Below are 15033 nucleotides of genomic sequence, written 5' to 3'. Positions count from 1 at the left end.
GGGCCGTCACTTCCGTTCCGCGTGAACGGAGTTGGTGTCCTGTATCTTCCTCCAGGACTTCGGTTCCACCGGCGGCTTCCCGTCGCCCCGGCCCGCAGCCGCAGCGGCGTTGGGCACCGGTCCGACGGCGGGCTTGGCGGGGGTGAACAGCCAGGTGGTGAACACGTCGGCGAGGCTCCGGCCGGAGAGCCTCTCCGCGAACGCCTGGAAGTCCTGGACGGTGGCGTTGCCGTACCGGCGCTCGGTGGGCCAGCCCTTCAGGATGCGGAAGAACGTCGCGTCCCCGACGGTGTTGCGCAGCGCCTGGAGGGCCATCGCGCCGCGCAGGTAGACCGGCCAGGCGAAGAGGTGATCGGCCCCCGGGTCGCCCGGCTTGACGGTCCAGAACACGTGGTCGGCCGGGTAGCGGGCGTAGGCGTAGTCGGCCAGTTCCTGCGCGGTGCCCTCGTTCTCGTGCTCGGACCAGAGGAACTGCGCGTACTCGGCGAAGCCCTCGTTCAGCCAGATGTCGCTCCAGCGGGAGAGCGAGACGCTGTCGCCGTACCACTGGTGGGCCAGCTCGTGCACGACGACCGAGGTGTTGGAGCCGTCGGCGAACAGGCCGGGGCCGTAGACGATCCGGGTCTGGGTCTCCAGGCCGCCGCTGGACGGGATGTTGGGCACCAGGCCGCCGATCGAGCTGAACGGGTACGCGCCGAAGTAGTCGCTCAGCCAGTCCACCAGCTCGCCGGTGCGCTCCACGCTCGCCCGGGCCGCGGCGGCGTCCTCCCCGAGGTCCTTGCTGTAGGCGTTGTAGACCGGCACCCCCTTGGACGAGGTGTCCTGGGTGATGTCGAACTTCCCGATCGCCAGGGTCGTCAGGTAGGTGGCCTGCGGCTTGTTCTCGCGCCAGTTGAACCGCGTCCAGCCCGCCTGCGAAGCGGTGCTGGTCAGCACACCGTTGCTGACCACCTGGGTGCCGTTCGGCACCATCACCGAGACGTCGTAGGTCGCCTTGTTGCTCGGGTGGTCGTTGTTGGGGAACCACCAGGTGGAGCCGTAGGGCTCGCCGGACACCACGCCGCCGTCCGGGGTGCGGTGCCAGGCGCTGTAGTCGTACACCGTCGCGGCCGACGGCACGTCCTTGTAGCGCACCACCACGGTGACCGGGGTCCCCTTGGGCAGCGGCCGGGCCGGGGTGATCTCCAGCTCCTGGTCGCCGCTGGTGGCGAAGGTCGCGGGCCGCCCGTTGACCAGGACCTCGGAGACCTTCAGCACGAAGTCGAGGTTGAACCGGGAGAGGTTCTCGGTGGTCGTGGCCAGGATGGTCGTGGTGCCCTCCAACTCGTCGGTGGCGGGCTGGTACTTCAGCCGGATGTCGTAGTGCGAAACGCGGTACCCACCGTTGCCGGCGGTGGGGAGGTACGGGTCTCCCACGCCGTCCGCACCCGGCCTGAAGTCGGCCGCCGAGGCGGGAACGGCCAGGAACAGGCTCAGAGCACTGGCGACGGAAACGATCAATCTCTTGCGCACGCGGTCCTCCAGGGATCACCGGACGATGCGGTCGGTTCGATCCTTGTCCCGCCGAACCCCTGTCCACTCCCCGATCGTGAGAACTCCATGCGGGCGGTCACCGGTGCCCACCGGGGGAACTGCTCGCACCGGGGGTCACCCGCCTGTCGGCTCCACCCGCCAACCGCCCTTCGACACCTGGTAGAAGACCCAACCGACGCGTTCGGTCTCGGCCGTCAGCAGCAGGTCTCCGCTCGCGGAGTCGTACCGCACCGACAGCTTCTTGAGCACGGGCGTCAGCAGCTCCGGCAGGTCCCCGGCTTCGACGCCGAGCGCGGCGACCAGAGCGGTCAGGGCGACGCCCTTCGCCGATTCCCAGGAGCCGCTGATGGTCCAACCGGTGTCGGCCTGCCGGTAGTCGACCTTGAAGGTCAGGACGTCGGGCCCCGCCGACTGCACACCGGTCAGCGTGTCGTGCTGGACGGAGCCGCCCGGCGGCCCGGGCAGGACGACGGTCAGGGTTCCGTCGACCTGCGTGTCGTACCCGCTGCCGCTGGTCTTGCGGGTGAGCACGGTGTCGAGGGTGAGTCGCGCGTCGGCGGCGCCGAACGGGAAGGCCACCGAGCCGCCGAGCTGGATCCGTTTGCCGGTGCTGTCGAACGCGACCGTCAGCTCCCGCAGTTCGACACCGTCCAGCGGCGTGGGAGGCTGCGCGCCGAAGACGCCGAACAGGTCGCGGGCGCGCAGCTGGGAGCCGAGGCCGCCGAACGACCACACCCCGTTCGCGTACCCGGCCCGGATCAGCATCCGGCCGCCGCCGATCGCCCAGACCGCCTCCAGGCCCGCCTCGACCTTCCGATCCACGACGAACAGGGACAGCGTCAGCTCGTCGAGCGACACCTTGTCGACGGGCTTCCAGACGCCGCTCAGGTCCAGGTCCAGCCCGAACGTCGGTTTGCCGCGGTCGGCGACCGTCTCGAACCGCAGGTACTGAACCGTCAGCTCCTTGGGAAGCCCGGCCCCGGGGAACCAGTCGGCCAGCAGGGGCGCCAGCGCGACGGGCTCCTCCAGTTGCGCGATGACGGTCCGACCGGGCAGCACCACCTCGGCGAAGACCTCGACCTGCTTCACCAGCCGGAAGTAGCCCGTGAGCAGCGTGTTCACCGCGAAGCCGCGCGGGGCGGCCGTCACGGCGAACTCGGCGGCCATTCCGGTGACTTCGAAGTACCTGGGAAAGACCTCCCAGGTGGCGTTCAACTCCACCGACGCCCACACCGACAGCAGCCGGCCGGAGTCCTTGGTGGTGCCCGGCGCGAACACCACCGACAGGGCGTCGACGGTGAACGGCCCGACGTTGAACTCGGTCGGCAGCGCGAACTTCCCCTCGTCCAGCCCCGGGACCAGGCCGGCGAGGTCGCCGGGCCCGCGCAGCAGAACGGGCGGAAAGTCGCCGGCGAGGCACCAGGCGCTCTCGGCGAACCTCGGCTTCAGCCCGCTCACGTAAGCGAGTTCGCCGTCCTTGCCCCCGGGGAACGGACGCGACGCCCCGAGCCCGACCGAGGCCACCGTCCGCCCGTCCGGGCCGGGGGTGGCGTCCAGCACCAGGTACAGCATGTCGAACCCGAACGTCCGCAGGATCCCGGGCTGCACCACCAGGTGCCCGGCGGGCACCTCCCAGCCCGGCAGTTCGGCGTCCAGCCGCACGCCCGCCACCTCGCTCGCCCCCTCCTCGGCCAGGAAGGAGACCAGCACCGTCACCGGGGCGTCGAGGTACCTCAGCCGGACACTCCCGGCCACTGTCAGCTGCTCCGGCAGCGCCTCGCACCCGGTCACTGTCAGCGTGCCACCGCCCAAGTGGTCGGTGAACAGCTGCTCGACGGCGGGAACTCCCAACTCCCCGGCGCCGAGCCGGAATTCGCCCCCTTCGCTGGCGGCCAGCCGCTCGCGCAGCGCCGCAACGGACAGCGTCATGCCTCGCCTCCGTGCTCACTCATAGCTGAGCCAGTAGGTGTTCGGGCCATTCGCGTCGATGACCAGGTGCCAGTCGACGCCTTTGGCGATGCCGGTCTCGCGGTCCTCGGGGGCGGGAAGCAAGGACATGCTGGTCGACAGTCCGGCGATGCTGGCCTCGGTGCGGTATCTCTGGTCGATCCCGCGCGGCAAGTCTCCTTTGTCATCCCCGAAATACGCCACCGAGGGGAGCCTGAACGTCGACTTGGGGGTGACGGTCACCGGGGGGAAATTGAAGCCCTTGCGCAGCAGCAGTCTGCTTTTGAGATGGGTGTAGCTCGGCATTCCGGTGCCGCTGAAGGCCCTTGTTCCGGCACTGGCCAGCAGGCCGTCGGGGGTGATGTGCCTCATCCAATCGTCCGTGGTGGAGTTCCGGCTTCCGTGGTGCCCCATCTTCAGCCAGGTGCGGCCGGTGCGTTGGAGTCCCGGGTCCGCGGCGGTCAGCGTCCCGATGATGGCGTCTTCGACCTCGTGCCCGGCGTCCGCCATCAGGAACACCCGCTGCCGGGCGCCGTTCTGGTCCCGGCCGACCAGCAGCAGCACGACCGAGACCCGGTTGGCATCGCTCTCGGCGGTCAGGCCACGTTTCCCCGCCCCGCCGTACAGCCCGATCAGCCGTTCCACCGGAACCCTCCACCGCGAGAGGCGTGCTCCGCTGCGGAGGCTGGGCTTCATGCGCTTGGCGCTCGACGAAGGGCCGGCGGTGTTCGCCGCGATCACGTAGAGCCTGGCGGGATTCGGGCCGGGGCCTCCCTGCAGCAGCAGCCGCGGCTGGCTCGGGGACGGCTCCGGCACCAGCGCCGGAGCCTGGGAATTCGAATACTTCCCCCAGTTCCCGAGAATGTCGCGCATGGAGATCCCCAGACCCTCTCCGGGAACTTTGTAGTTGGCGAGGGAACCGCCGTACACCACCTGCCGAATCTCGTAGCGCAGCTTCTTATCGCGGTTCAGCAGAATGTTCGGCAGCATGTTGTAGTGGTCCTTGTCCGGGTGTGTCATCACCAGCACGTCAAGGACGTTCTTGTGCCTCAGCTTCCCGAGATGCACGGCCAGCCTGTCTCCGATCCGCGCCACTGTGTCGTCCGGGCCGGTCGCACCGACATCCAGGTCAACCCCCGGCTTGGTCCAGCTCCCGCAGTCGATGAGAACGGCGTGTTCCCCCTGCCCCGGGGTGTCCCCGTAGAAGATCAGCAGCGTGCAGTCGCCCTGCCCGACATTGAAGAAGATCACCTCGGTCGACCCGGCGGCGAACGACGGAGTGGCCATCCTGTCCTCCCAATCCTCGGGCACCGGCGCGACACCGAGATGCTTCGTCTACGTTCAAAGCCTGTCGAAACTTACAGTAGCGCCGGGGTCGCACAACGCAGCGACCCGGCGACAGCGCGAGAGGCAGGAACCGATGAGCGGAACACCGAAGATCACCGTCGGCCAGTGGGAGATCTGTGAAGAGGGCGGGAACCTGACCTTCCGTCGCGGCGGCGCCAAGGTCTCCATCACCCCGGGGGGCGAGATCCTGGGAGCCCCGCAGCTGGTGAGATACAACGACGCCATCAAGCTCTCCACGAACTTCAAGGGAAGCTACCGCGAGCTGTCCTGGTCGGCCTGGGACGCGGAGGAGATGACCGGCTACCTGGCGAAGTGGCAGAACGAGACGGACATCGACATCGCCATCACGCGGCGCTGAACGGCAGTGCGCCACCCCGGGCCCGCCCGTCGATGAAGCCCCTCCATCGGTGGACGCCACTGGCGCGCCGCCACAAAAGTTCGTAGACGATACGCAAGGGTTCGAGACGTTTGGGCGCTCCGTCTCGCACCCGCCACAGCTCGCGAGGGTCGCCCCGGATCCGGATGGAAGGGTGCGAACAGTGACGGACGTCCAGCGGAGTGCGGACTCGGCGGCCCTCACGGGCCCGTCCTTCCGCGACGGCAAGACACTCCGACTCCTCGCGGCGCGCGCCAAGTTCGCCGTCGGGCTCGCGGACCTGCCGCTGGTCGGAGCCATGCTGCCCGCCGACGCCCTGCGCCTGACCGGGGCCCAACTGGCCGTCGCCAGCCGGGTGTTGACCGCCGCCGAGGCGCAGCACCTGAACTCGCTGCTGGCGGAGGTCGATCCGAAGGGCGCCCTGCCGCGGGTGGCGGCGACGGGGATGCCGGAGAAGTTCCAGTTCGGGCTGGTCATCGGTGCGGGCGGCCAGGTCCACGAGCTGTTCGTCCCGGTCCGGGCGGCCCGCACCGGGAAGGCGGCGGGCGGCGAGCAGGACAGCCAGGAGCTGGGCCTGGTGTTCGGACCGGTCCGGTTGCGGCGGCTGACCCTGACCGCGGAGGGCGCGGTGGTCTCGGCGGTGCTGGACGCCGCGCTGGTGATCGGGCCGGTGGAGTTCGCACTGCTCGGCCTCGGTCTCGGCATCCGGCTCGCCGACCCGCCGACGTTCGTTCCGCAGCTGCGCGGCGCCTCGTTGCTCATCGACAAGCCGCCGTTGAAGGTGGCCGGCCTGTTGGAGCGCCGGAAGACCAAGGAGTACGACGAGCTGATCACCGGCATGCTGTCGGTGGAGACCAGTGTGATCGCCCTTGAGGCGATGGGGTGTTACGCCCGTGCCAAGGCCGGCTGGACGTCGGTGTTCCTGTTCGGGGAGATCGCGTCGCGGACGGGGGCGGGGCTGTTCGGCCCGCCGGCGTTCACGGTGAACGCGATCTCGGGCGGTTTCGGCGTCAACAGCACCGTGCGCGTCCCGGAGGTCACCGAGATCGGGCGGTTCCCGCTGGTGGCCCGGCTGGCGGGCGGCACGGCCATCACGCCGCAGCAGATGATGACCACGCTGATGGAGGAGAAGTGGATCGAGCCCCGTCAGGGGCGGTACTGGGCGGCGCTCGGACTCGACTTCACCTGTTTCAGGTTCCTCCAGGTGCGGGCGCTGGCGGTGCTGGAGTTCGGGGACGCGTTCACCGCGACGGTGCTCGGCCGGGCCTCGATGACCTTCCCGAAGAACGCCCAGCCGGGCCGGAAGGTGCATGCCCGGCTCACTGTCGACATCCGCCTCGCGGTGGAGCCGGCCAAGCACCTGCTGTCGCTGGACGCGGCGGTCGCCGACGGGTCGTTCGTCTTCGACGAGTCGGTCCGGCTGACCGGCGGGATCGGGATGCGGGTGTGGACCGGTGGCGTCCACGGCGGTGACTTCGTCATCTCGGCGGGCGGCTACCACCCGGACTACCTCGTCCCGGCGCACTACCCGCGCCCCGCCCGGCTGGGGTTCGTCTGGTCGCCGGACAGCAAGGTCCGGATCTCCGCGCAGGGCTACACCGCGCTGACCCCGAACGCGTTCATGGTCGGCGGGAACCTGGAGGCCCGCTACGACCAGGGGCTGCTGTCGGCGTGGTTCGTCGCCCACCTGCACGCGCTGATCCAGTGGTCGCCGTTCCGGCTGGATCTGGCGCTCGGCATCCGGATCGGCGTGGCGTTCACCATCAAGGTGCTGTGGGTGAACACCCGGGTCTCCCTGGAGACCGGCATCGACCTGCACCTGTGGGCGCCGCCGCTGGGCGGGCGGGTGACGGTGAAGGTCTGGTTCATCTCGTTCTCCTTCGACTTCGGGTCCCGCCGGGTCGCCCCGCCGCCGGCGACCTGGCCGCAGCTGCGCCAGCAGCTGCCCGAACCGCTGGCCGTCACCCCGCTGCGGGGGGTGCTCGCCGATGTCACGACGGCCGAGCGGCAGGCGCGGGTCGACTCCGCGAAGCCGATGCTGGTGTCGGCGTACGACTTCGCGCTGGAGACCAGGTCCGCCATCCCGGCCGACAAGGTCACCGTCAACGGCAAGGCGGTCGGCCTTCCCGCGGGGCTCGCCCCGCTGAACGTCCGCCCGATGGGCAAGGCGGGTGTCCGCAGCGAGCACCGGGTCTCGGTGCTGCGCAACGGCTCGGCGTTCGATTGGCAGGCCGCGGGCTGGGTCGTCACCCCGCTGACCCAGCAGGTGCCGGAGGCGCTGTGGGGCAAGCCCGTCGACGACCAGGAAGCCAACGACAACAGCCTGTTCACGGGGGTGACGGGGCTGCGGATCGAGGTGCCGCCGGCCCTGGTCGGCAGCAAGGTCGGGCCTGCCACGGAGCACGCCCTGGGCGCGGAGCGCCTCGCCGACGGCCGCATCCCGCTGCGGAACTCCGCCGCGCAGGGGCCGGTGGCGGTGGTGAACGCCCAGAGCGTGGGCGTCATCGCCAAGACCCTGAACGCGGCTGCCCAACAGCGCGCCCGCACCGCCACGTACGAGGCGCTGGCGCAGCTCGGCGTCGCACCCGACGGCCGGTGGAACGGGCCGCTGGCGCAGTACGCCCGGCAGGTCGAACACAGCCTGACGGACGCCCCGTTGACCACGACCGCGAGGTGATGCCCGATGACCGCAGCTCCCACGGGTGAGCGCCGGCTGCTCGGCGAACGGTCCGAACTGCTCGCCACGTTCACCGACTTCGTGCAACCGGCGGCGACCGCCGGAACGTACCGCTTCGAGGTCAAGCAGATCGTCGAGGACGCCCGTGGGAGCGTCCTGAACGGGACGGACACCCCGACCGACCGTGAGGTGGAGGTTCGGGCGCCGCAGTTCGTGCTGGACGCGTCCAGCGTGCAGGCGGTCCATCCGCCGCCGTCGGCGGCCGGCGACTTCGGCCGCACCCTGCCGCACGTCACCATCGCGCGTCCGACGCTGCCGTGGGAGCGTCAGCAGAAGTGGTCGCGGGTCGAGCGGCGCGCGCCGTGGATGGCCGTGCTGCTGTTCCGGGCAGGCGAACTGCCGGGCGACCCACAGGGATTGGGGGCGACCACGGCGCGGCCGGTGGGTGAGCTGGTCACCCCGAAGGAGCCCGGGGTGCTGGGCCCGAAGCTCGACACGCTGTCGGCGGAGACCCTGGCGAGCCCGTGCCAGACCATCGACGTACCGCTGGCCGTGTTCAACGCCGTGGTGCCGCGCGAGCAGGAGATGCACTACCTGGCGCACGTCCGGGACGTGCGTCCGAAGACGTTCCGGTCGGACGGCGAGGTGCTGGCCGAGGGCCGCTTCGCCGTCGTCACCGGCAACCGCTTTCCGCGCGAGGCCACCGCGTACAGCGTGCACCTGGTGTCCTTCGAGGGCTTCGACGGGAAGCTGTCGGGCGACCTCACCGGCCACACGGCCGTGCGGCTGGCGGCGCTGTGGTCCTGGTCGTTCAGCCATGATCCGGACGCGGCCTTCGACGCGGCCGGGGTCCTGCAGGCGCTCGTCGCCCCCGGCCGGTCGGACCCGGAGAACCTGGCTCTGCGGCTGCCCCAGGCCGGCGGTTCCGGAAGCACCGCCGTGCTGGACCGGCTGCGGTGGGGGTTCGTGCCGGTCGCCCAGCGGGTGCTGTCCGGGGAGCGGACGTTCGCCTGGTACCGCGGCCCGGCCACCCCGGTCACCGCCCCCGAGGTGCCGGGCCAGGTCGGCGGCACCGAGTACACCAGCGCCGACCACGCCCTGGTCTACGACCAGGAGCAGGGCGTGTTCGACGTCGGCTACGCCTGCGCGTGGACGCTGGGCCGCACCCTCGCGCTGGCCGACCCGTCCTACCCGGGCGAGGTGGTGCGGGCCCGCCGGGCGCTGGCCTCCGTCCGGATGCGGATCGCGGCGTCCAAGCACGCGCCGGTGACGGACGACGGCGTTCTCAGGTTCGACCAGGGGCGGCCGCGGCTGGCCGCGCTCAGCGCCCTTGCCACGCGGGCGGAGGAGCTGGTGCGGGGCGAGTCCATCGACTCCATCGACACCCCGCAGGAGCTGACCAAGGGCCAGATCTCCACCTTTCTCGACGGGGACGCGCGGAGCCACCTCGCCGAGATGCCCGGGTTCCTGGACCGGCTGGCCCTGCTGAACGGCGTGCCGATGTGCCATCTGGTGCCCGACGCCCGGATGCTGCCCCCGGAGTCGCTGCGCCTGTTCCGGATCGACCCGGCGTGGATCAACGCCCTGCTCGCCGGGGCGCAGAGCATCGGCCTGCACACCTCGCTCGACCAGAGCCTCGACACCCACCTGCGGGCCGCCGTGCAGAGTCGCCGCGCGGCCGGTCTGCCGACGGGGGGCCTGCTGATCCGCTCCACGCTGGTGACCGCCTGGCCGCGGCTGCGGATCGCCGCCGCCAAGGGGACGACCGAGCTGCGCGAGCTCAACCGGCTCCGTCCGGACACCGACACCCTGCTCTGCCTGTTCGACGGTGTGCCGGACCACCTGATGCTGCGTGAGCCCGCCGAGGGCATCCACTTCGGCATCGACGCCGACGACCGGGTGAACCTGCGCCAGGTCAGGAGCGACAGCCCCGACCCGGGAGCGAGCATCCCCGGCAGCTCCTTCCCCTCACCGCAGTCCGGGAAGACGGTGCTCGACTACCTCCGCACCGGCAAGGGCGCCCTCCCCGGGGTGCTCCACCTGCTCGACAAGAACGGCAAGTCGGGCCTGATCGCCGACTTCGACGCCCAGCTCGGCTTCGCGCTCACCCCCGCGCAGTTCGCCGTCGAAATGATCAACTCCCCCATCGAACAGCACCTGACCACCGCGTAAAGGACCCCCGGGCTGATGAGCACGACCGACCTGATCGTCCCGATCCGACTCCACGCCATGGTCTGCAACAACGGCGTCCGCAGCCAGGCCAGCTACCGGTGGCGGCCCGACTTCACCGCCATGCTGGACGAGCGGGCGCCCGCCGAGCCGCTGCCGCCGTACATCACCACCGAGGACGAACCGGAGCACGGCATCCACCTCCAGTGGCAACTGCCGGAGGCGCTCGCCACCGGCCACTACGACCCGGTGGAGGGCGACACCCGGTTCCCCCTGATCCCCAACCGCTGGCTGATCGTCCGTCACCACCGCAACGGCGAAGGCGATGCCCTCGGCGCGGCCGGCTGGGTGATCAGCAGCGACTTCATCATCGAGGAGCACTCCTGGAGTCCGCCCCCGGGCGCCCGGTTCTCCGAGTACATCGACCCGCGCGCCACCACCGCCCCCGAGCGCCGGAAGATCGGCCGGGCCGACCGGCTCACCGCGGCCGCCGTCTGGAAGGACACCGCGGAGGGCAGGGCGCCGCACCTGACGGCGATCGGCCCGGGCCTGCCGGCGTTCGCCGCGTTCGAGCCCTACCACCGCAACGTGCTGTCCTTCTTCGACGACCTGTCCGACCTCGAACCCCTCGGCCGCGCCGAACCGCGCGTCGAGGAACGCCCCTGGAACCGCAATGTGTTCAGCTACCTGGCCGTCGGCTGGTACGCGGAACGCGACACCGACATCCTGCGCACCGCCAAGGACATCCCCGGCCTGCTGCCACCGGACGCGGCCGGCCCGGACGACGTCGTCCGCGCCCTCGGCTGGTCGCTGCCGCCGAAGACCTCCGCGACCGCCGACACCCGCACCCGCTACCTGGGCACCGCGCTGGGCGTCCCGTGGGAACGCGCGGGCAGCGCCCCCCGCTCCCGCCGGCCGAACATCAACGACGTCACCGTCGCGGCCGGGCACAGCACCATGGACGCCGCGCACGCCCTGATCGCCGCGCGGTCCCGCTCCACCACCAAGGCCGACCTGGCCACCGCCCGCCGGGCCGCCGACCTGACCAGCGCGCTCTACCACGGCCTCATCGAGACCTTCGACGACGCCGACGGCCAGGACGACCTCGCCGAGACACTGCACCGGACCTGGTTCGCCGGGCGCGACGCCGGCTGCGCCTGGGAGATCACCGACCGGCCCACCGACGGCCCGACCGAGCCCGCCCGGCACCTGCGTGCCGAAGAACCGGCCTGGCTCAACACCCTCAACAGCCACCAGCGCGACCACGATCTGCTGACGCCCTATCTGCGCGCCGCCCAGCAGCGCTACTGGTTCCTGCACTGGCTGGTCGGGCTGCTCACCCGGCAGGGGAAGAAGAGCGACCAGCGGTTCATCGACTCCGCACGCAAGCAACTCACCACGTTGGCAGCGGATATCAAGAATCTCCAGGACCACGAGGCGTCACTCCTCGGCCAGGTCCCGCACGCCACCGGCCCGGAGGACCTGGACAAGGCGATCACGGACTTCGCCTCCCGGAAGGGCCTCCGCGCGGACCTCCAGCTCCGGCGGGTGGCGTCACCGCCGTTCTACCAGCCGGCCGACCCCGTCATCCTGCTCCAGGGCGCCGGTGCCGACCAGCCGCTCGGCCGCGACCTCGACCAGCCGCTGAAGTGCCGCTTCCCCGCCCAACTGCTCGCGTCCGCCGACACCGTGGGCGGAACGTACACCGGTGCCCGCGCTCCCCACCTCCCGCCGCTCGGCAAGGACGTCCCGGCCGTCTGCACGGCGCTGCTGCACGAGTTCGCCGTCCTCGACGAGGCCGCCCGGGCCCGCGGCTCGGGCGGAAGCGGCCTTTACGACATCCTGGAGAACCCGAACACCGAACTGCACGGCGCCTCCCCCACGGACGTCGCCCTCCTCAACGAGTACACCGCCCAGTGGAGCCAGCCCTGGCTGCCGCTGTTCCTCCAGTGGGAGCTGCATTACGCCCCCACCCCCTACCACAGCAACCAGCAGACCCACTGGACCTTCGACGGCCGCGACTACACCTGGAACGGCACCGGCGCCCTCGCCACCGACGAGGACCAGGCCCGCCGGCTCACCTTCACCGGCCGGTCCTTCCTCACCCCCACCCTCGGCCACACCCTCCGCGCCCAGATCCACCGCTACCGCCGCACCTTCCGCCGGCTGCGCGACGAGGAAGGCAAGGCCCTCGACTACCTGGACGTCCGGCTGGCGACCGACCTGGACGTCCTCACCCAGACCCTGGACGGGTTCAACGACTGGCTGCTGCGACAGGACGGCGTCGCCCGTCGCGCCCCCGACGTCGAGGGAGCCGGTGGCACCGTCCCCCGGATCGGCGACCGCGACTCGGGCCGCCCGCCGGGCGAGACCTTCCAGCCGGTGCGCGCCGGGCAGTTCTTCTTCGTCGACCTGCGCCTCATCGACCGGTTCGGCCAGAGCGTCGACCTGCTCGCCGACACCGAGGACCGGATCAAGAAGTTCGCGCCGCGCCGCTCCGCCAGTGTCACCCCGACCCGGCCGCTGTTCCCGAGCGTCGAAGGCGCCCAGCGATTCGTCCAACTCCCGCCCCGGCTCCTCCAGTCGGCCCGCCTGCGCCTGGAGGCCGTCGACGCCGCCACCGGCACCCGCTACGCCGCCGGGCCCACCGCGTCCTGCCTGCCCGACCCCGGCCGAGCCACCGCCCGGACCAGCGGCGACCCGGCCGGACCGCTGGCCGGCTGGCTACTGCTCAACTACCTCGACCAGACCCTCCAGGTGCACGCCCCCGACGGCGCGCCGCTCGGCGAACTCCGGGTGGTCACCGACGCCTCCGGCCACGCGAAGACCGCCTGGAACCCGCTGCCCGAGTCGTCCGCCGGCCGCCCCGGCGACTCGTCGTTCCTGCTCGGCGATCCACAGCTGCGGAACTTCGTCCTGGCACTGCTGGACCAGTCCGCCGACTCCCTGCGCGCCCTGCTCACCTGCATCGACTCCGCACTCGCCACCATCGCGCCCACCGACCTCCCGCCCACCGCCGCCCACCTGAACGGGCGGCCGCTGGCCCTGCTGCGCGCCGACGTGACCCTCGACCTCAACGGCCCGCCGCTGACCGACCCCGGCCTGGACACCATCCTCGACCAGCCGGCCGAGGACTATCCCGGCTACACCTGGCCGATCCGGTTCGGCGCCGCCCAGCAGCTCTCCGACGGCCTGGTCGGCTACTACGCCACCGACGGCGCACCCGGCGACGCCATCAGCTACCGGACCATCCGCACCGACTTCCCGGTCAGCGGCCGGAGTTACACCGTCCCCATCGGCAACGGCGAACACCTCGCCCTGCCGTCCCGCCCGGTCACCGAGACGCCCGTCACCCACCACCTGACGCTGCTGGTGGACCCGCACGTCCCGGTCCATGCCCACACCGGCATCCTGCCCAGCGAAACCCTGCAACTGCCCGCCGGCCTCGTCCAGCACGCCCTGGACCGCATCCGCGCCTCGTTCCGCCTCACCCCGCTGCTCGCCCCGCTGCGCACCTCCGTCGTCGCACCGCCGGGCAAGGACGCGGACCCGGTGGACGGGATCGTGCTCCCACAGCCCGCCGCCGCGTACGGCACCTGGAGCTGGGCCGAACCCGACCTCGCCGACGGCGCCACCGACCCCGTCTGGACCTCCGTCCGCATCGCGCCGGCCGACACCCGCCTGCACCCCGACGACCCCCCGCCCGTCGCCCGGGCCGGCTACCTCCAGCTCCACCCCGCCACACCCGCACGGCAGTTGCGCCACCGGAAGGAAACCTCATGAGCATGAACGTCTACGTCCTGGGAGATCCCATGCTCCTGGACTACCGCATCTCGACCTACCCGGACGAACTCACCGTCGACTACCCGGACCCGGTGGACCTGATCCTCACCGTCGACAAGGCCCCCACCGCGAAGAAAGTGCACTGCGACAAGATCACCGTGTCACTCCTGATGGGGAACGGAGATATCGCCTGGCTCGAGGAGAAGGACTTCGGCGCCGTCGGACACAGCGTCAAGGGCGGAACCGAGATCGGGCACGGCGAAGGCTGGAAGGCCGTGACCAAGCAGGTGCCGCGGGACGGCAAGGGACTGTTCTGCGACGTCATCTTCACCCCCCGGACGACAGCGGTCTTCGACGGCACCTGGACCCTCCAACTCCGGGTCAAAACCATCAAGTTGAACAAGAAGCCCGGCCACGCGGAGCTCCTCGTCACCGAGCAGACCGCGGAAACCGGCACCACCTCCGAGAAGACCGTCTCCGCCACCGTTCAGAAGGCACCCCGGGAGTTCGAGCTGCACAGTTTCCGCGCCGACCCCATGCAGATCCAGAACGGCGGCCTGGCGACCCTCAAGTGGCAGGGCACCCGCAGCGCCACCTACACCATGTTCTGGAACGACTCCCGGGCCGAGATCACCCCCGGACCTGACACTCCGCCGGGCCAGTGGACCTGCCCCGACCCGCTGGTGAAGGACACCAACTTCCTGCTCCAGGGCCACTTCGCCCAGGGCAACAACACCTACGAACGCACCCTCACCACCCTGGTGGTCGTTCTCACCCCCGACCTGGTGGTCAACAAACTCACCGTCAAGGGCCCGCTGCAGGCCATGAACACCGTCACGGTCGAGGGCACCACGGACCTCGTCGGTGCCGTGACCGCGAAGAGCACGCTCACCGCCAAGGGCGCACTGGTCGCCAAGAGCACCGCCACCGTCGAGGGCAAGCTGGAGGCGAAACAGTCCGCCACTGTCGACGGCAAGTTGGAAGCGAAGCAGGCCGCCACCATTGACGGCCACCTCCTCGCCAGGACGACCGCCACGATCGACGGCCTCCTGGAGGCGAAGCAGGCCGCCAAGGTCGGCGCGACCCTCGACGTCACGGGCAAGGCCACCTTCAGCACCGTGCAGGCCAAGACCGTCAAGGTCGTGTGACCGCGGGCTCCGACGGCCCGGCCCTCCCGCAACGGCAGACCGCGGCCGTGCGA

8 protein-coding genes are annotated in these 15033 nt (G+C 70.9%); 5 read left to right on the top strand and 3 right to left on the bottom strand.

Translation table 11 applies throughout. From position 1 onward, the window contains the following. Positions 1 to 6: 6 nt before the first annotated feature. From ACWEMJ_RS04600 to ACWEMJ_RS04590, 3 genes are all read right to left on the bottom strand, one after another. Positions 7 to 1512 (bottom strand): M1 family metallopeptidase, encoded by a 1506-nt coding sequence (locus ACWEMJ_RS04600; RefSeq protein WP_452135481.1) that lies wholly within the window; start codon positions 1510 to 1512, stop codon positions 7 to 9. Positions 1513 to 1647: 135 nt separating this feature from the next. After that, on the bottom strand, positions 1648 to 3462 hold the full coding sequence (locus ACWEMJ_RS04595; protein ID WP_452135480.1) for a hypothetical protein: 1815 nt from the start codon (positions 3460 to 3462) through the stop codon (positions 1648 to 1650). Between the two features lie 15 nt (positions 3463 to 3477). Then, positions 3478 to 4767 (bottom strand): hypothetical protein, encoded by a 1290-nt coding sequence (locus ACWEMJ_RS04590; protein ID WP_452135479.1) that lies wholly within the window; start codon positions 4765 to 4767, stop codon positions 3478 to 3480. A 133-nt stretch (positions 4768 to 4900) separates the two neighbouring features. Here ACWEMJ_RS04590 and ACWEMJ_RS04585 point away from each other — a divergent pair, with 133 nt between their 5' ends. The 5 genes from ACWEMJ_RS04585 (at position 4901) to ACWEMJ_RS04565 (ending at position 14980) form a co-directional block, all read left to right on the top strand. Beyond that, positions 4901 to 5185 carry a hypothetical protein gene (locus ACWEMJ_RS04585; RefSeq protein WP_452135478.1) on the top strand — a complete coding sequence of 95 codons (285 nt, stop codon included), beginning with the start codon at positions 4901 to 4903 and terminating at the stop codon, positions 5183 to 5185. 181 nt (positions 5186 to 5366) lie between these two features. Beyond that, positions 5367 to 7880, top strand: a complete 2514-nt coding sequence (locus ACWEMJ_RS04580; RefSeq protein ID WP_452135477.1) for a DUF6603 domain-containing protein — start codon at positions 5367 to 5369, stop codon at positions 7878 to 7880. A gap of 6 nt (positions 7881 to 7886) precedes the next feature. Then, complete coding sequence (locus ACWEMJ_RS04575; RefSeq protein ID WP_452135476.1) at positions 7887 to 10052, top strand: hypothetical protein; 2166 nt, start codon at positions 7887 to 7889, stop codon at positions 10050 to 10052. Positions 10053 to 10067: 15 nt separating this feature from the next. Then, positions 10068 to 13832: a hypothetical protein gene (locus ACWEMJ_RS04570; protein ID WP_452135475.1), complete on the top strand. Its 3765-nt coding sequence runs from the start codon at positions 10068 to 10070 to the stop codon at positions 13830 to 13832. After that, complete coding sequence (locus tag ACWEMJ_RS04565) at positions 13829 to 14980, top strand: hypothetical protein (protein WP_452135474.1); 1152 nt, start codon at positions 13829 to 13831, stop codon at positions 14978 to 14980. Before ACWEMJ_RS04570 ends, ACWEMJ_RS04565 begins: the two co-directional genes overlap by 4 nt. The last annotated feature ends 53 nt before the right edge of the window (positions 14981 to 15033 follow it).

The organism is Kitasatospora sp. NPDC004531 (assembly GCF_053602195.1).
The sequence above is the reverse complement of the archived record's forward strand: the minus strand, read 5'-3'. Positions and strand labels throughout refer to the sequence as shown.